Raw genomic sequence first — 18,088 nt, 5'->3', positions numbered from 1 at the left:
GTGGCTGCGTTTGAATATAAAGCGCTCGATGGTCGCGGTAAAAATAAAAAAGGTATTTTAGAGGCTGATACCGCAAAGCAAATTCGCCAAATGCTGCGAGAAAAAGGGCTTACACCGCTAGAGGTGGTGCAGGCTGCGGATAAAGAAAAGCAGCAAGTTAAAAATAGCGGCGGATTGTTTAAAGCAAAAATATCGGCCCATGAGTTATCACTGATCACGCGTCAATTAGCAACACTTGTGCAATCGGCGTTGCCTGTAGAAGCGGCAGTTCTTGCTGTGGCAGAGCAGTGCGAAAAGCCACGTTTAAAAAGCATGTTGATGTCTGTGCGTTCAAAAGTGGTAGAAGGTTACAGTTTGGCTGAAGGTCTTGCTGAGTTTCCGCATATTTTTGACCATCTATATCGCGCTATGGTTGCCGCAGGCGAAAAGTCGGGGCACCTTGATCAAGTACTGGTGCGTTTGGCTGATTACACTGAACAAAGGCAGCATATGCGTAGTCAAATAACGCAAGCTATGGTTTATCCAATTATTCTTGTGGTATTTGCTGTTGCAATTGTGTCTATTTTGCTGGGCACGGTAGTACCGACCATCGTTAAGTCGTTTCAAAGTTCAAAGCTGGCATTGCCTTGGACCACTGAAACAGTGATAGCGGCAAGTAATTTTATTCAAAATTATTGGCTGTTCTCGTTAATCGCCATTTTTGGCAGTATCTTTGCCATTAAGAATGCGTTGAGAAAACCGAAAATACGTTTTTGGTTCGATTCCCGTGTATTGCAGTTTCCGTTTATCGGTAAAGTAGCGCGTGGTCTTAATACAGCACGATTTGCAAGAACGCTGAGTATTTTGTCATCGAGTTCTGTGCCGCTGTTAGAAGGCATGCGAATTTCGGGCGAAGTTTTAGCAAATGAAAAAATGAAAGCAGCAGTCGCTGAGGCAGCAGTAAAAGTCAGTGAAGGTGCCAGCCTGAAAGCGTCACTTGATCAAACTAAACTGTTCCCACCTATGATGCTGCATATGATAGCCAGTGGTGAAAAGTCAGGTGAGCTTGAACAAATGTTAGAGCGCTCGGCTGATAACCAAGATAAAGAGTTTGAAGCGTTAGTGAATATTTCACTAAAGCTACTAGAGCCATTAATGATTGCGCTTATGGCAATCATTGTCATGTTTATTGTAATGGCAATTTTACAGCCAATTATGGCGATGAATAACGCGATCGGATAAGCGTTAAGTTTTATAGAGGTGTTAAATGAAAAAGCAAAGTGGATTTTCATTACTTGAAATCATGGTAGTTCTGGTAATTATTGGCATGATCATGGCCATAGTTGCGCCGAATATTATGGGTCAACAAGAAGAAGCAAAAATTGACAAAGCACGTATAGATATCAGCGCATTAGAAGATGCTATGAATATGTACAAGCTACGTAACAATCGTTACCCAACAACAGAACAAGGCCTTGAGGCGTTAGTTGAAGAAACAACGATTGAGCCGTTACCAAAACGTTTTCCTGAAGGTGGTTTTATTGAAAAGCTACCCGTTGATCCATGGGAAAGCCCATATCAGCTAGTAAGCCCAGGTGAGTTTAGCAAAATTGATATTTTCTCAATGGGTCCAGACGGTGTTGCTGGTACAGAAGATGATATTGGTAATTGGGATGACGAAGACGCGCGTTAATCGTTAACGTTAGTTTAAATTATGAAAAAGTGGCAAAGCGGATTTAGCTTACTCGAAATTTTAGCGGTATTGGTAATTATCGGCTTTGCCATGAACCTTGTTGTTCTTACGCTTAATGATCAGCAAGAAGAGCAACTTGAAACTGAAGCGCTTAAGCTTCACACCATGATTAATCTTGCCTCTGAATTCGCTGTTATGAACCAGCTTGAGCTGGGCTTTCATATTGATAAAAATACTAATACGTTTGAGCTGCTGGCGTTTGATAGCGAAAAGTGGGTTGCAATTACAGAACCTGACGTATTTAAACCACATCAGTTCAGTGAATTTATTAGTGTTGAAATGGCACTTGAAGATTTGCCGTGGGGCGAGGAAAACTTGTTGCAACAAGTTGACTGGCGCGAGCTTCTTAACAGTGAAGATGAAGAAAGCTTATTGGAACTTGAGAAAATGAAAATTCCACAGGTTTTATTGCTGTCTTCCGGTGAAGTGAGTCCTTTTCAACTTGTACTAACACTAACTGATAACGAAAAAGCGCGTCCTTATTACATTAAGGGTGAGTTAATGGCGCCGGTTGAATTGTCGCAGGAATTGGATGACGATGCCTAGAGTACGCGGTTTTACGTTATTAGAAGTGATGATTGCAATGGCCATTTGTGCACTTGCAGGCATTGCCGCAATGAAAGCGGTTGGTGATCACATTAATCACCTATCTAATATCGAAGAGCAACAGCTTGCAAGCTGGGTTGCTGAGAATCAATTAGCTGAATTAACGCTTACTACCAATTGGCCGCCAGCGGATAATAAAACTGGTGATGAAGAGCAGGCGGGAATTAAGTTTTACTGGCGTCACAAAATTACCAAAACCGAAAGCCCCGACTTGCTTGAAGCAAGAGTGTTAGTTTATTCAGACGAGGCACGTAAACACGATGTGTATGAGCTAATTACTTACATTGCAAAAAATGAGGGTAAGTAAGTGGTCACTCAGCGTAATAGTTATTTAGGGTTTACTTTAATTGAGGTGCTGGTGGCACTCGCGGTATTAGCAATGGTAACGCTGGCAAGTCATCAAATTTTATCGACCGCGATTAATGCCAATCAAAATTCAAAAGAAAAAGTAGCTGAAATAGGCGCTATGAATACGGTTTTCCGTATGATGCAGCAAGATTTTACCCAATTAGCGCTACGTAACACGCGCAATGAATCGGGTGATAGTTTAGAGCAGTTTTTAATTGCCGACCGTTTTTTGTTTGATAGTCAATATCATGGTGTTGCAGGCGTGCGAGATGGTTGGAGTAACCCAGTTAACTTATTGCCGCGCAGTGAATTACAGTTATTCAGTTATGTTGTAGAAGAAGATAACTTAGTGCGTAAATATCGCATTTATGTCGATTCGCTTGATGGCACTGAACCTAAAAGCCAAGTTTTACTGGAAGACATTAAAGACTTCACCATTAGTTTTCGTGGCGAAAATGATAAATGGGAAGAAAATTGGACAAACCCTAGTTTGCCTAAAGCCATCAAAGTAGAAATTGCGTTAGCCGATGAAATGATCGTAAGTCGCATTTTACTGCTGCCAGAGAGTGAGGCGACCTGATGATTCAAAAGCAAACGGGCGCAGCGTTAATTATCGTGCTGTTTGTCGTGGCACTGGCAGCATCTTTGGCAGTTAAAATGAATGCGCGCTTGATGGTAGAAGTACAGCGTTCAAGTAATCTCGTATTACAGCAGCAAGCACGTTGGTATGCCATGGCGGGTGAAGCTCTGGCAAAACGATTGCTGATTGATGTAAAAAAACAAGATAAAGACCGTATCGATTTATCGCAAAAGTGGGCTGTTGAAACACCGCCTTACCCTGTTGAAGATGGTACAGTTGAAGGTAAAATTATTGATTTACAGGCGTGTTTAAACCTTAATGCACTGCGGTTTGTTGATCCCAATAATGCCAGTACTCGAAATTTTAATGAAGCACATAAAACATTAGAAGCGTTACTCGATATTATTCCTGATTTACCGATGGAAGAATCGAAAGAAGCACTTGCAGATAGTGTATTTGATTGGCTGGATGAAGATAGCATGCCAAAAAGGCAGGGTGTCGAAGAGGGTGAGTACATGTCTTACAGTATTCCTTATATGACAGCCAATAACTTATTTGCTAGCGTATCTGAGCTGAGATTAATTCGTGGTTTTAACCCGATCATCGTGGAAAAATTAAAACCATACGTTTGCGTTATTCCCCAATATGACGAATTTAAAGTGAATGTGAATACACTGCAACCTGAACAGAGTTTGTTATTGGCTGCAATGCTGGATATTTCAGAGAGCCAAGCGGAAACAATAATAAGTCAGCGTCCGAATGAGGGCTGGGGTGACCTTAATAAATTCATTAATGATGCCAAACAAAATGGCGCTAAATCGTTAGACGATAAAGATAAACGCTTTGTAATAAACAGTAATTATTTTGAAGCGCAAATAAAGGCAAGCTTCTTTGAAACGAATTTTGCGATGAAATCCATAATACATATAACAGATAATCAAAAAGTTAGTGTACTGGCGCGTAGATTTGGAGGCGTACAGTGAAAGAAACCTTAATTATTCGCTTAGGGCAATCGGTTAATGATCCAATTCATTGGCTTATTAGCAATGCGAATGAAACCGTAGCAAGTGGTCGAATTGATAATAGCTTGGTACTTGAAGAATTAGCTGAAAAAGCGCAATCACGGGAAGTTATCGCGCTATTTCCTGCTAGCAAAGTACAGCTTAAAACGGTGGTTTTGCCGACTAAATATAACCGTAAGTTAGAGTCAGCATTACCATTTATGCTAGAAGAAGAGCTTGCGTGTGAATTGGACGATGTACTGATCAGTATCGGTGAACCTTGCATGTTAGGCGAAAAGCACGCTTTACAAGTGGCTGTTTGTCAGCGAGCGTGGTTTGAAAACTGGTTGGATATTTTAAAAACAGCAGAGCTATCGCCAACGCGTGCGTTGCCTGATGCGCTGTTACTACCACAATTTGATGACGCCGATGTAACCGTTACGGCGCTTGAAAATAACTGGTTGTTTAGACTTGATGCTTGGCGCATTGCCGAGGTGGAAACAAGTTGGATAAACGAATTTATTGCAACCTTAGATGTACAACCGCTCGCACATCTTAGCGATTTAGAGTTTGAATATGACAACGCGGTAAAAAAATTAGAACACTATGACTTACCGCTAGCGATTTTTACCAAACAGCTTGCGACGCAACCATTTAATATGTTGCAAGGTGCATTTCAGGTTAAAAAGCAAAGTAAAGGTGTGTGGCTTATATGGCAAGTGCCTGCTATTGCCGCAGGTGTAGCTTTAATGTTTGGCCTTGTTTTGAAAGCAGTAACCGCGTACCAATTGGAGCAGAAAGTTGTTGTTGCAAAAGCTGAGACAATTGAAGCGTACCAACAAGCGTTTCCTGGTTCAAAAGTGCGACCAAATCTAATTCGTCGTCAAATTCAGTCTAAATTGTCACAAGTATCGTCTGGTGGCGAAACGGGCTTTTTGTTTTTACTGCACCACCTAACGCCTGTATTTAAAGATGTTGAAGGTTTTACACCTGAAACATTACGTTTTGACAGTAAACGCGGTGAGCTACGCTTACGCGCCAGTGCAAAAGATTTCCAAAGTTTTAATGTTGTAAAACAACGGCTGGAACGTTCAGCGTTGCAAGTCGAGCAGGGATCACTTAGCAACTCAGGTAACCTTGTAGTAGGCGAAATAAAAATTAAGGCGGGCTCATGAATCAGTTAGAAGCCTATTGGCAGAATCTTAAACCAAATGAACAGCTACTGCTGAAATGCGCTGCGGTAATTTTTACCTTGTTTATTATTGTGATGTTAATTATCCGTCCACTAAACAATAAAATTGAAAAAGCGGAAAAAACCTTGCAGCAACAGCAAGAATTAGCGCAATTTGTAAAACAAAGTGCAGCAAAAATTAATGGCAGCGGACAAGGTAAGCGTGCAGTGAGTGGCAGCTTAAGTCAGATTATTAATGTGTCGAGCCGTCGCGCGCAAATCAGCATCAGCAAAATGCAGCCAAAAGACGAGACGTTGCGTCTTACCATCGAATCAGTTGAATTTAATAAACTACTTATTTGGCTTGAATCACTGGTCGAAGAAAGTGGTTTAACGATCTCTGCGATTGATATTAATCGAGGTGCCGAGCCTGGCATGGTAAGCATAAGTCGTTTGGTGGTTGAGAAGTAATATGAAAAAAACGATATCTCTTATCTTGTTATTTATTATCGCATTTATTGCGTTTGTTATATATCTTGCGCCAGCCTCGGTTGTGCTTGGCTTTGCACAAAGCTACTTACCAAAAAATATTAAAGTTGTAGGTGTGTCTGGCACGATTTGGCAAGGTCGCATCGCTCAGGCTCAAATTAATCAACAGCTTATCGATAAACTAGAATGGCAGTTAAAACCAGCTAGTCTGTTAACTGGCAAGGTGAGTGCTGATATTAAATTTGGTAGCTTACGCGGTTTTGATACGCCGTACGGTAAAGCGTCTGTTACTCTGCCATTTTCAGCTGAAACGGTGCAGTTAAGCCGTGCTAATGTCCGCGTTGCGACATCAAGTATTATGGATAATGTTAAATTGCCAATGGCGTTGCCAACTAAAGGTAATTTAAAAGTAAAAGTGCGCAACGCTGAATTGCCACTAGTAGCAAAAGATAAGTTGTGTCATGTTTTGGCTGGTGATGCTGAAACGCACAATTTATCGGTGCAAGGTCTACAAGGTTGGATTGAGTTTGACACCATCAAGGGTAAGCTTGGGTGTGATAATGGGTCGCTAAGTTTAAATATTAGTGAAGAGAACCAACTTGGGCTGCAGCTAGAAGCGCAATATGGTTTGCGTTTAATGAGAGTTAGTGGCTTTGTTAAACCAGATGCAAGTTTGCCAAAACAAGTTCATGACGCCGTTAAGTTTTTGGGTAAGCCTGATAATAACGGGCGCTACCCGTTTAAGTTCTAAGTACAAAACATGATTGAATTTACACAAACAGATAAGCACGCGTTGGCGCGCTGGTTAGCAAGCAGTGAAATGGCACCTTATGCGATGTCATTCCCCCAGCTTGAAGGGTATTTATTTGCGCTTATAGCTGCGCCAGCCCCGATCATTGAAGATATTTGGGTAAGTGAAGCGCTCGGTAATAAAAGCGAGGAGTTAGCCGACGATAACCTGTTTGCACTTATGGCCTTTCATAATGATGTTAGCGATCATGTTTTTGAAAAAGGCTATGCGCTATCTTCTCGCATTAGCATGATGCAACCGAGTGCTGCTAATTTATCAAAAAACGGCGAGCTTCATTTATGGGCGCTAGGTTTTACTCAAGGCATTAAGCATTATATAGAGCCAATTATATCGGCGAATAATCTCAATGGGGAACTAAGAGAAGCACTGGCAATGACGTTAGGTTATTTATGCTTTTTTGCAGATCTAAATAACGACGCTTCATTGTGTGATGATGTTATCAGCTTGCTTGAACCATTTGCTGAGGGGTATGCAGAGCTTATCGAAGCATGTGTGCTGGATGCAGGACTAATTGAAGAAGATGATTTAGATGATCTCGAATGAGAACATCTAAATACTCACAACTAAAGTTTGCTTTTATTAGCTTGAGGTAACTAATCTATCTCAAGGGTGATCTGAGTACAGCCAGATCCGCAACTTACAATAAACTTACCGTCTTTGTCGTTAAGTGTTACGCAAGAGGTTTGTTACACGTATCACAATTAACTGTACCGCCTTTTAAGAGCTTTTTTAAAACGGCTTTTTGATCATTAAAGTTTTTGGCAAACTTTTTATTAAGCTGTGAAAAATCCATAATTAACGTTTAGATTCTTCCGCAATAATCTTACAAATTTGTCTTAAATCATCCCCGTAAAAGTAAGAGTTAAGTTCTTTTTGTACACAGTAAAGCTTTTTAAACGATGACATTTTTTGGTTAGTGGCAAGCTGCTTAGTTAAATAGTCTTCCGCAGTTTGTGATAAGCGAAGTTTTTCTTTGGCACGCTCTAATGAGCGAGCGGCTTCTTGATCTGTTTTTACTTTGCTCGAATCACTCAGTACGCCCATAATCTTGTCATAAAGTTCTTGTCGCGGCTTAGCTATGCTGGGGTGATCAACACTTGCTAAGATAAGAATGACCAATACAAATAAGAAGTAATTTTTCATAAACTTTTCTTTTTTTTGATTTAGCACTAATTTGCTGTGTATTTAGTTTAATAAAATGCATCGCACTAGCAAAGACAATTGTTATAATTAAGCAACTTATCTACAAGTTTGCACACCTAGGGGCGCCATGGACAAGCAAATTAAAGTAAAAAATATCCCAACCGAAGTAAAGGTACATAAGCCTGACGCGGAAAAATTTGACCGTTTTAACCCGCGCAACCGCATTTATGTTCGCGCTGTAAAAGGGTTACACCAAAAGTTACGTAAGTACCTTGGCTTTATTGCCATGCTTAGTTTTATGTTACTGCCATGGGTGAGTTTTAACGGTCATCAAGCGGTTCTTTTCGATATCTTCAATCAAAAATTCAATATTTTTGGCATGACATTATGGCCGCAAGATTTAACCATTCTTGCTTGGATTTTTATGATTGGCGCGTTTGCTCTGTTTTTAGTAACGACCTTTTATGGTCGGGTTTGGTGTGGCTATATGTGCCCGCAAACTGTGTGGACGTTTATTTTTATTTGGTTTGAAGAAAAAATCGAAGGCAGCGCGAATCAGCGCAAAAAACTCGATCAGCGTAAAATGGACTTTGATAAGTTTTGGCGAAAATCAGCGAAACATTTAAGTTGGGTTGGTTTTTCACTTTTTACCTCGTTAACCTTTGTTGGTTATTTCACACCTATTCGTGAACTCATGGTGGATTTTTTCACCTTTGAAGCAACCGCGTATGCCGTTGGTGGCGTATTGTTTTTTACTTTTTGTACCTATGGCAATGCCGGCTGGATGCGCGAAATCATGTGTTTACATATGTGTCCTTATTCGCGTTTTCAATCAGCGATGTTTGACCAAGATACCTTCACTGTTAGCTATGACGAAAAGCGCGGTGAAAACCGTGGTCCGCGCGGTAGAAAACAAGATCCAAAAGAGCTTGGTTTAGGCGATTGTATTGATTGTAAAATGTGTGTGCATGTTTGCCCGACAGGCATTGATATCCGTAATGGATTACAGTACGAATGCATTAACTGTGGTGCATGTATCGATGCGTGTGACGAAGTGATGGATAAAATGAATTATGACAAAGGGCTTATTTCATATACCACAGAGCGTAACTTAACATCTGATAAAAAGACCCACGCGTTTCGTCCGAAAATTATTGGCTACTTGGTTGTAATGCTTGTTATTTGCGGTATTTTTGTTGCGGATGTGATGACTCGTATTCCTATGGACCTTGATATTATTCGCGACCGAAATCAGCTTTACCGCTTAACTAATGAAGGTTTAGTTGAAAACACATATACCTTAAAAATTCTTAATAAATCACAGCAAGATCACGAATACACCATTGCGGTTGAGGGGCTAAATAATTTTAATATTATTGGCAAAACACAGGTGCATATTCGCTCCGGTGAGTCGTATAGCCTGCCGTTGTCAATCGCAATTGACCCGTATGATTTGAAATCGCCAATTACCGAATTCAATTTTGTTTTGCAGCGTGCAGATCAAACTCAGACGCAACTTGCACAGCCGAGTAAGTTCTTTAAAGGACGTTAAATGTCGACTTTTGATTTTAGTGATTTAACGCCTGAACGTATTTTAGATGCGGTTGAAAGCATTGGCGTTTACCCTATATCGGGGCTTTTACCGCTAAACAGCTATGAAAACCGCGTTTATCAGTTTGTTGCGGAAGATAACAAACGTTATGTAGTGAAGTTTTATCGCCCAGAGCGCTGGAGCTCCTTACAAATACAAGAAGAGCATGATTTTAGTTATGAACTGGTTGACGGTGAAGTGCCTGTTGTCGCGCCAATAAAACGTGACAATACTAGTTTATTTCAATACCAAGGTTACCGTTTTGCGCTGTTTCCAAGTGTAGGTGGTAGAACGTTTGAAGCAGATAATTACGATCACCTGGAAGTTTTAGGTCGTTTTATCGGTCGTTTACATAATGTGGCTAAAACTAAACAGTTCGCAGTTAGGCCAACAATTAGTTGCCAAGAGTTTTTGCACGACGCTAAACGCTCTCTAATCGATAGTAATTTAATATCGCCAAGTTTAGAAACGCCATTTATGACTGTTTTGCAACAGGTTATCACGTTAACTGAAGAGAAATATTCGCCAATTAACGAGATCCGCTTGCATGGTGATTGCCATATTGGCAATATTCTGTGGACAGGCAATGAACTGACTTTCGTTGATTTAGATGACGCACGTCAGGGGCCAGCAGTTCAAGACTTATGGATGATGTTAAGCGGAGATGAAAGTGAACAACGCATGCAAATGGATACGTTGTTGTGTGCATATGACGAATTCTCATCACTGGATGTACAAGAACTGAGGCTGATCGAACCTTTGCGCGCCTTACGTATGATTAATTATATGGGCTGGCTTGCAAAACGTTGGAATGATTTAGCATTTCAACGGAACTTTTCGTGGTTTGCATCAGACAAATACTGGGAACAACAAATATTAAGTTTAAAGGAGCAATTGGCTGCGTTGCACGAAGCACCGTTAAAGCTTTTGCCATAAGAGAACCCTATGACTAAGAAGTTATTTTTAATTGTTGCATTAATTTTTCCGTTAGCGCTATTTGCTAAGGAGTTTACGTTTGAAGAGGGAAAACACTTTTCACGTATTAAAACTGAAAAATCTGAAAAACCACAAGTAACCGAGTTTTTCTCATACTACTGCCCGCATTGCTACAATTTTGAAATGATCGCACAGCGATTAAATAAAGAACTACCAGCAGATACTTTTGTTAAAAGTCATGTAAACTTTTTAAATGGCATTGACCCGAAAATTCAATCGTTGCTCTCTGTTGGTTACTTAGTTGCAAAACAAGCAGGTAAAGCAAGTGAAGCGAGCGATGCTATCTTCTCATTTATTCATCGCAATCGCGGCAGCTTCGCAACAATCGGTGATGTGCGTCGCTTATTTGTATTAAACGATATTGTGACAGAAGAAAAGTTTGACCAGCTAGCTGGTAGCATGGCAATTGCTGCGCAAGAACAGTACATGGTTGAACAGCAAAAGCGTTTTTCAGACCTGCGCGCATTGACTGGCGTACCAACATTTATTGTTAACGATATCTACCGTATCGAATTAACCAGTATTAAATCATACGATGAGCTAAAAGCGCTCGTTGACTATCTATTAGAAAAATAACGGAGTAAAAATGAAAGCATTTTTTAAAGCTGCTCTTTTAGCTTTAGCACTGCCTGTTGTGGCAATTGCCAACCAGTTTGAAGAAGGCGTGCACTACGAAGTGATCTCAGATCGCGCAACTAAAAAACCAGAAGTAACCGAGTTTTTCTCATTCTACTGCCCAGCATGTAATAACATGGAAAACGTGATTTACGACATTAAACCTTTACTAAAAGACGGCGTGGCATTTAAAAAAGCACACGTTAACTTTATGGGCGGTCGCTCAAAAGAAAATCAAGAAATGTTGTCACAAGCGTTAGCAACAGCCGAAGCGCTGCCGCAAAAAGACCAAGTGATTGCAGGTATTTTTAACCATATTCATGGTGAGCGTAAAAGCTTTAATGAAGTTGCAGACGTAAAAGATGTATTTGTAGCTAAAGGTGTTGAGGCTGCAACATTTGATAAGTATTACAAGAGCTTCGGCGTACGCACTAAAGCGAAGAAAATGAGCAAAGAACAAGAGTTCTTTAAGAGCAAAGGTGCGTTGGGTTCAGTACCAACCTTTATTGTTAATGGTAAGTACAAAGTTAACTTTGGCCGTAAGTCAGGCATTTCAAGTGCTGAAGATATGGCGAATCTTATCAATTACCTTGCTCAAAAATAATTTAAGCAATTAGTAAAAAAGCGCTGTTTAGGCGCTTTTTTTGTGTTTAAATTTTGCTTTATCTCAGGGATGGTTGCATAAACCATAATTTTCACTCAGTAATTTATGCTTAAATAAGAGTACGAGTAAGCATTGTTTTAAGTTGCGGTTGAGGTTAATTCGCGCAATTTTCTGACGAGGCGCAACTGGTAAATTAATTTATTTATGCTTGACTTAAATTACACATTTAAATGGTTTTGATCATGGAATTAAAAGAACAAACCGTATACATATTTGATAGTAGTGAAGAACAACGGGCTACTACACAAAAGTGTATAGAATACCTATGGGCTGGCAGAATTTTCACTACTGGCAATCTCGCTAGTTTACAAAGTGAAGTTGTACAGGGCACCAGTGACGACACATTAGTTATCGCGGTAAGCGCGTTTAATGATATTGATATGTCGAGCTGGTTGCTTGGCACAGGTTTTAAAGGCCGTTTAGTCTTACTGCTAAATGATGAAGATGCGGTGCCATTATTTTTACCTTGTGAACTCGTCGCACAAATCAATAAACCGGTAAAATTAAGTGATTTTAACCAAGTGTTTAGTCAACGTTCGGTGACTGAAAAAATCATCGATAAAGACAAACTGGTTTCACTTCTCTCACGACGAGACTCTATTAATCTCGATTTTCAGCCGGAATTTCGCAGCCAAAATGAAAAACTATCAGGGTTTGAATGTTTTGTGCGTTTTCAAGAAAACGGTATTCAGTTGAGTACGCGCGAAGTAATGAATGCTATCGAAAATCATCAGATGATCGCGACCTTTAGCGACGTATTCTTTAAGCGCATTGCCGAAGTATTACCCGCATTTAGCAGCGTACGTCTTTCGATTAATTTATCGCTTATCGACCTTGAACAGTATGACTTACTCAAAGTTATGAGCCAGCACCTAGATATCGCGGGAATTAATCCTGAACAAATCGTTTTTGAGTTCCCGTTGGACGCATTCTACAGCTCAAATGCTAAGGTCATTGAATTATTAACTGGGCTTAAAGAACTGGGTTTTAGTTTAGCGATTGATGGCGATGATGATGTGCTTAGCAATATTGAAAAGCTGCCATTAGTGATTGATGAAGTAAAAGTGCCGGTCGCGCAACTTCAGCATTTAGATAAACAGCAAATGGATAAGGTATCGCAAGCCTATCACTACCATTCGATTAATTACATATTTGCGCGCATTGAGAATTACAAGCAGCAGAAGCTCGTGCAAAACAATTTCTCATGTAGTTTTATGCAAGGATATTATTTAGCGCCACCGATCCCTGTGAATCAAGTTTTTGAGATGTTAAAAAATAATCGTATTTAATTTGCTCATTTTTAATTTTATTTTTTATGCATAACACTTAATACGATTGACTAATATTTTTCTAAATTCGTCAAAAGTGAAAATATATTTCAATAAGTGTTTTTTTATGGCATTTAAATTCCTTTTAAATTGCCTTTGATACCTGCTTTTTGAATTTTTTATGCTTGTTTTGTTCTTTTGCTAATGGTTAAATTGCCTTAGTTAATGATGGAAACTAAATAAAAATGTCAAAAAACACGATTAGCCTACTTCTAAACAACCTCTTACTGCGTAATTGCAGAAGCGGGGCTTAGTGTATTTGACTGAAAAGTTTGCAAAAACCCCGCTAAATGCGGGGTTTTTTTATATTAGGGCAAAGGTGCAGGTATGAGCGATAAAATTTGGATATTTGATACAACGTTACGCGATGGTGAGCAAGCATTAAAAGCAAGTCTTACAGAGGACGATAAGCTTCAACTGGCTCATGCAATTAGCCGACTAAACGTTGATGTTATGGAAGTTGGGTTTCCGGTTTCTAGTCCAGCTGATTTTAGAGCCGTAGAACGCATCGCCCGTGAAGTTAAAGGACCATCAATTTGTGGTTTAGCGCGTGCCGTTGAAAAAGACATTGAAGCATGCGGTTTAGCATTAAGACCAGCTGAAAAAAGTCGTATTCATACCTTTATCGCAACCAGTCCATTGCATCTTGAGCATAAATTACGTATGAGTCTTGATGACGCAACAGCAATGGCGGTGCGTTCGATTAAGCAAGCGCGAAACTACACTGATGACGTAGAGTTTTCTTGTGAAGATGCAGGGCGTACGCCGCATAGCGATTTATGCCGTATTGTTGAAGCTGCGATTAATGCAGGAGCGTCAACTATTAACTTGCCTGATACAGTTGGTTATGTAACACCAGATGAATATGCCGCAATGATCACACATTTAATGAATAACGTGCCAAATATCGATAAAGCACGTTTAAGTGTGCACTGTCACAATGACTTAGGTTTAGCCGTTGCTAACTCAATTGCCGCAGTGCAAGCGGGCGCGCGTCAAATCGAGTGTACGGTTAATGGTATAGGTGAACGCGCGGGTAACTGCTCACTTGAAGAAGTGTCGATGATTTTAAAAATGCGTGAAGATCACCTCAAATTACATACCGATATTGTAAGCGAAGAAATTTATCGAGCATCACGACAAGTCAGTCAAATTTGCAATATGCCAGTGCAACCAAATAAAGCCATTGTGGGTGAAAATGCGTTTGCCCACAGTTCGGGCATTCACCAAGACGGCGTACTTAAAGCGCAAAACACTTACGAAATTATGGCGCCAGAAACAGTCGGTGTGCCAAACAACCAATTAAATATGACTTCGCGTTCAGGTCGTCATGTTATCCAGCATCGTTTAAGCGAATTAGGGTATCAAGCTGAAGATTACGATATGGATGCGTTATACAAAAGCTTCTTAGCGTTAGCTGATCAGAAAGGCACGGTTTATGACTATGACCTTGAAGCGATGATTTATTTTAATAATCAATCGGATGAAAGCGATTTCTATCAATTGTCATTTGTTCATTCAACATCAAATTCTCAGTCAATCGCTAGCAGCAGTATTGGCATGACCATAGGCGGTAAAGAAGTAACTGAAGCTGCAACGGGTAACGGTCCGGTTGAAGCGTCATTTAAAGCGATTAAACGTATGACTAATATGGATGTTGAAATAATTGAATATAATCTAGACGCAACAGGGCAAGGCGAAGGGTCGCTTGGTCAGGTTGATATTATCGCTAAGTTTGATGGTCGCCAGTATCACGGCGCAGGTTTAGCAGCAGATATAGTAGAAGCGTCGGTACGCGCTTTGGTTCGAGTTCACAATTTAATTTATCGGGCGCAGCAAGTGTCTGATCTAAAACTACAAAGGAAAGCAGTATGAGCAGCCAGTCAAATTACGACATCGCAGTATTAGCCGGCGACGGTATTGGACCAGAGGTGATGAGCGCCGCAATCGACGTATTAAATGCGGTTAGCGAAAAGTTTAACTTTTCATTGAGCTTAAATCATCACGCAATTGGTGGCGCAGCGATTGATCAATTTGGCAAGGCGCTGCCAGATACTACGCTAGCCGCGTGCGAACAAGCCGATGCTATTTTGTTCGGTTCAGTTGGCGGTCCGAAATGGGAAGGCTTACCACCATCAGAGCAGCCTGAGCGTGCGTCGTTATTGCCACTTCGTAAACATTTTGGCTTGTTCTGCAACTTGCGCCCAGCGCAACTATTACCTGCATTGAGTGCTGCATCGCCACTGCGTGCAGATATTAGTTCAAAAGGCTTTGATATTTTATGTGTACGTGAACTTACCGGTGGCATTTATTTTGGCGATAAAGGCCGCAGTGGAGAAGGTGCTGATGAATACGCATTCGATACGCAAACCTATTCACGTAAAGAAATTGAACGCATTGCGCGCTTTGCGTTTGAAGCCGCTAAGTTACGTGCAAACAAAGTTACTTCGGTAGATAAAGCAAATGTATTGGCATCAAGCGTGTTGTGGCGTGAAGTGGTAACTGAAGTAAGCAAAGATTTTCCAGATGTTGCGCTTGATTATATTTATATCGATAACGCAACGATGCAACTTGTAAAAGAACCAAGTCAGTTTGATGTATTGCTATGCGATAACTTATTTGGCGATATTTTATCGGATGAATGCGCAATGATCACAGGATCGATGGGGTTATTGCCATCGGCAAGCTTAAATCAAACTGGTTTTGGCTTGTATGAACCTGCTGGTGGCTCTGCACCGGATATTGCTGGAAAAGGCATTGCTAACCCAATCGCACAAATTCTAAGTGCGGCCTTAATGCTGCGTTACTCACTTAAGCAAGATGAAGCCGCACGCACGATTGAAAAGGCAGTGGCAGAAGCTGTTGCAGCCGGAGTGGGAACACCAGATATTTTCCCTACCGCGGGTTACACCACGTTAGACGTCGCAAAAGAAATTATTGCGCGTATTTAATTTTAAATTTTAGGCCTGAATTTAACAGGCCTCCGTCACCGATAATAGCAAGGGGAATGACGTGGCTCAGACCTTATACGATAAAATCTGGCAGGCTCACAAAGTTACTGCCATTAATGAAGAAAGTGATTTACTTTACATTGATCGACACTTAGTACATGAAGTTACATCACCACAGGCATTTGCAGGCCTGCGTGAAGCAAACCGTAAAGTCCGTTGTCCTGAAAAGACGTTTGCAACAATGGACCATAACGTATCGACAAAAAGTCGCTCATTAGATGCTGCAAGTGAAGTTTCAAAAAACCAATTAATTGCACTAAAGCAAAACTGTGAAGAGTTTGGCATTGTACTTTACGATCTTAATTCAATTAACCAAGGTATTGTGCATGTAATGGGGCCTGAACAAGGTATTACCTTACCGGGTACAACCATTGTTTGTGGCGATAGCCATACTTCGACCCATGGTGCCTTTGGTGCGTTAGCGCATGGTATTGGTACTTCAGAAGTAGAGCATGTATTAGCAACACAAACATTACAGCAGAAAAAAGCCAAGAGTTTAAAAATCCAAATTGATGGCAAAATTAACCTTGGTGTTACCGCAAAAGACATTATTTTAGCGGTCATTGGTAAATTAGGTACCGCAGGTGGTACAGGTTATGTTGCAGAGTTTTGCGGTGAAGCAATCAGTGCGCTTTCAATGGAAGCGCGCATGACACTATGTAATATGAGCATTGAAATGGGTGCTAAAGCAGGCTTAATAGCACCTGATCAAGCAACTTACGACTATTTAGAAGGGCGTCCATTTGCACCAAAAGGCAATGATTGGCAGCAAGCAGTTGCGTATTGGCAAACCCTAAAGAGCGATGATGATGCCGTGTTTGATCACACCGTTGTATTGAATGCTGCGGATATTCAGCCACAGGTTACTTGGGGTACAAGTCCAGAGCAAGTGATTGGCATTGACCAATTAATCCCAGACCCAGATGCACAAAGTGACTTGATTAAAGCTGATGCAATTCGTCGTGCGCTGGCTTATATGGACTTAAAGCCGGGCCAAAAGATTTCAGATCTCTCGGTAGACACGGTATTTATTGGCAGTTGCACAAATAGTCGTATTGAAGATTTACGTGCGGCAGCCTCGCTCGTTAAAGGTAAGCAAGTCGCGGTCGGCGTTGAAGCGTTAGTGGTACCAGGCTCAGGCTTAGTTAAAAAACAAGCTGAAGACGAAGGCCTTGCTGATATTTTCAAGCAAGCAGGCTTTGAATGGCGAGAGCCGGGATGTTCAATGTGCTTAGCCATGAATGATGATCGCTTAGGCGCGGGCAAACGCTGTGCGTCGACATCTAACCGTAATTTTGAAGGTCGCCAAGGCCGAGGTGGTCGCACGCACTTAGTAAGTCCAGCAATGGCAGCAGCCGCGGCTATTCATGGTCGATTTGTTGATATTCGAGGAGGCATCTAATGAGTAATTATCACACCGGCTTAATGGCACCACTTGATAAAAATAATGTCGATACAGACCAAATTATTCCGAAGCAGTTCTTAACGTCAACAAGTCGTGATGGCTTTGATAAGGCGCTTTTTTACGATTGGCGTTATTTAGATAATGGCGATGCGAACCCTGAGTTCATTTTAAATGAAGCGCGATATCAAGGGGCTAGCGTGTTGTTAACACGCGATAACTTTGGTTGTGGTTCATCGCGTGAGCACGCGCCATGGGCATTAAAGCAGTATGGTTTTACGGTAATCTTAGCTCAGAGCTTTGCCGATATCTTTTTTAATAACTGTACGAATAATCAAATGCTTGCTATCGCATTACCGAGCGAAACACTGGATCATCTATTTCACGTAACAGAGCAGGTTGCTCAAGTAAATGTTGAAATTGATTTGCAAAATCAGGTTATTAAAAGCAATGACTTTGATGATATTAAGTTTGATATTCGTCCCGATATTAAACAGCGCTTGTTATCAGGATTAGATTTTATTGGTGTTACAGAAACACTAAACGATAAGATTGATGCCTTTGAACAACAACTTACAAGCCAAAGGGCTTGGCAATAAC

At 40.8% G+C, this 18,088-nt stretch carries 20 protein-coding genes; 19 read left to right on the top strand and 1 reads right to left on the bottom strand.

The genetic code is table 11. From position 1 onward, the window contains the following. Genes gspF through L1068_RS18435 form a run of 10 tightly spaced genes read left to right on the top strand, consistent with a single transcriptional unit; the run spans position 1 to position 7,281 of the window. Positions 1–1,221, top strand: a complete 1,221-nt coding sequence (gene gspF / locus L1068_RS18480) for a type II secretion system inner membrane protein GspF (RefSeq protein WP_237131400.1) — start codon at positions 1–3, stop codon at positions 1,219–1,221. 25 nt (positions 1,222–1,246) lie between these two features. Next, positions 1,247–1,672 carry a type II secretion system major pseudopilin GspG gene (gspG, locus tag L1068_RS18475; RefSeq protein ID WP_054978990.1) on the top strand — a complete coding sequence of 142 codons (426 nt, stop codon included), beginning with the start codon at positions 1,247–1,249 and terminating at the stop codon, positions 1,670–1,672. A 21-nt stretch (positions 1,673–1,693) separates the two neighbouring features. Then, positions 1,694–2,278, top strand: coding sequence for a prepilin-type N-terminal cleavage/methylation domain-containing protein (locus tag L1068_RS18470; protein ID WP_237131399.1), 585 nt, complete (start codon positions 1,694–1,696; stop codon positions 2,276–2,278). After that, positions 2,265–2,645: a type II secretion system minor pseudopilin GspI gene (gene gspI, locus L1068_RS18465; RefSeq protein ID WP_235576715.1), complete on the top strand. Its 381-nt coding sequence runs from the start codon at positions 2,265–2,267 to the stop codon at positions 2,643–2,645. Before L1068_RS18470 ends, gspI begins: the two co-directional genes overlap by 14 nt. Further along, the gene (gene gspJ / locus L1068_RS18460; protein ID WP_054978988.1) at positions 2,646–3,266 is read left to right on the top strand and encodes a type II secretion system minor pseudopilin GspJ; all 621 of its coding nucleotides are present in this window, start codon (positions 2,646–2,648) and stop codon (positions 3,264–3,266) included. Further along, positions 3,266–4,249, top strand: coding sequence for a type II secretion system minor pseudopilin GspK (gene gspK, locus L1068_RS18455; protein ID WP_237131398.1), 984 nt, complete (start codon positions 3,266–3,268; stop codon positions 4,247–4,249). Before gspJ ends, gspK begins: the two co-directional genes overlap by 1 nt. Next, complete coding sequence (gene gspL, locus L1068_RS18450; RefSeq protein ID WP_237131397.1) at positions 4,246–5,442, top strand: type II secretion system protein GspL; 1,197 nt, start codon at positions 4,246–4,248, stop codon at positions 5,440–5,442. Before gspK ends, gspL begins: the two co-directional genes overlap by 4 nt. Next, positions 5,439–5,909 (top strand): type II secretion system protein M, encoded by a 471-nt coding sequence (locus L1068_RS18445; RefSeq protein WP_054978985.1) that lies wholly within the window; start codon positions 5,439–5,441, stop codon positions 5,907–5,909. The genes gspL and L1068_RS18445 overlap by 4 nt, the downstream gene beginning before the upstream one ends. Position 5,910: 1 nt before the next feature. Beyond that, entirely contained in the window at positions 5,911–6,678 is a 768-nt protein-coding gene (locus tag L1068_RS18440) for a type II secretion system protein N (protein WP_237131396.1), read from the top strand. A gap of 9 nt (positions 6,679–6,687) precedes the next feature. Then, the gene (locus L1068_RS18435) at positions 6,688–7,281 is read left to right on the top strand and encodes a UPF0149 family protein (RefSeq protein ID WP_237131395.1); all 594 of its coding nucleotides are present in this window, start codon (positions 6,688–6,690) and stop codon (positions 7,279–7,281) included. Positions 7,282–7,533: 252 nt separating this feature from the next. Here L1068_RS18435 and L1068_RS18430 read toward each other — a convergent pair whose 3' ends face one another. After that, entirely contained in the window at positions 7,534–7,881 is a 348-nt protein-coding gene (locus tag L1068_RS18430) for a hypothetical protein (RefSeq protein ID WP_237131394.1), read from the bottom strand. A 127-nt stretch (positions 7,882–8,008) separates the two neighbouring features. On the opposite strand from L1068_RS18430, the gene ccoG reads away from it, so the two are divergent. The 9 genes from ccoG (at position 8,009) to leuD (ending at position 18,087) form a co-directional block, all read left to right on the top strand. Further along, positions 8,009–9,433, top strand: a complete 1,425-nt coding sequence (gene ccoG / locus L1068_RS18425) for a cytochrome c oxidase accessory protein CcoG (protein ID WP_237131393.1) — start codon at positions 8,009–8,011, stop codon at positions 9,431–9,433. Further along, the gene (locus tag L1068_RS18420) at positions 9,434–10,408 is read left to right on the top strand and encodes a serine/threonine protein kinase (protein ID WP_237131392.1); all 975 of its coding nucleotides are present in this window, start codon (positions 9,434–9,436) and stop codon (positions 10,406–10,408) included. A gap of 9 nt (positions 10,409–10,417) precedes the next feature. Then, the gene (locus L1068_RS18415) at positions 10,418–11,044 is read left to right on the top strand and encodes a thiol:disulfide interchange protein DsbA/DsbL (protein WP_237131391.1); all 627 of its coding nucleotides are present in this window, start codon (positions 10,418–10,420) and stop codon (positions 11,042–11,044) included. Positions 11,045–11,054: 10 nt separating this feature from the next. Next, positions 11,055–11,687, top strand: a complete 633-nt coding sequence (locus L1068_RS18410; RefSeq protein WP_054978977.1) for a thiol:disulfide interchange protein DsbA/DsbL — start codon at positions 11,055–11,057, stop codon at positions 11,685–11,687. Positions 11,688–11,929: 242 nt separating this feature from the next. Beyond that, positions 11,930–13,036 (top strand): EAL domain-containing protein, encoded by a 1,107-nt coding sequence (locus tag L1068_RS18405; protein WP_237131390.1) that lies wholly within the window; start codon positions 11,930–11,932, stop codon positions 13,034–13,036. A 366-nt stretch (positions 13,037–13,402) separates the two neighbouring features. Next, positions 13,403–14,950, top strand: a complete 1,548-nt coding sequence (gene leuA / locus L1068_RS18400) for a 2-isopropylmalate synthase (protein WP_105171116.1) — start codon at positions 13,403–13,405, stop codon at positions 14,948–14,950. Further along, positions 14,947–16,026 carry a 3-isopropylmalate dehydrogenase gene (gene leuB, locus L1068_RS18395; protein ID WP_237131389.1) on the top strand — a complete coding sequence of 360 codons (1,080 nt, stop codon included), beginning with the start codon at positions 14,947–14,949 and terminating at the stop codon, positions 16,024–16,026. Before leuA ends, leuB begins: the two co-directional genes overlap by 4 nt. 61 nt (positions 16,027–16,087) lie before the next feature. Beyond that, a complete protein-coding gene (leuC, locus tag L1068_RS18390) occupies positions 16,088–17,488 on the top strand; it encodes a 3-isopropylmalate dehydratase large subunit (protein ID WP_237131388.1) in 1,401 nt (466 codons plus the stop codon). Beyond that, a complete protein-coding gene (gene leuD, locus L1068_RS18385; RefSeq protein WP_237131387.1) occupies positions 17,488–18,087 on the top strand; it encodes a 3-isopropylmalate dehydratase small subunit in 600 nt (199 codons plus the stop codon). Before leuC ends, leuD begins: the two co-directional genes overlap by 1 nt. The last annotated feature ends 1 nt before the right edge of the window (position 18,088 follow it).

Origin of the sequence: Pseudoalteromonas sp. MMG024, from assembly GCF_021654175.1 — a bacterium.
GTDB lineage: Bacteria > Pseudomonadota > Gammaproteobacteria > Enterobacterales > Alteromonadaceae > Pseudoalteromonas.
The sequence above is the reverse complement of the archived record's forward strand: the minus strand, read 5'-3'. Positions and strand labels throughout refer to the sequence as shown.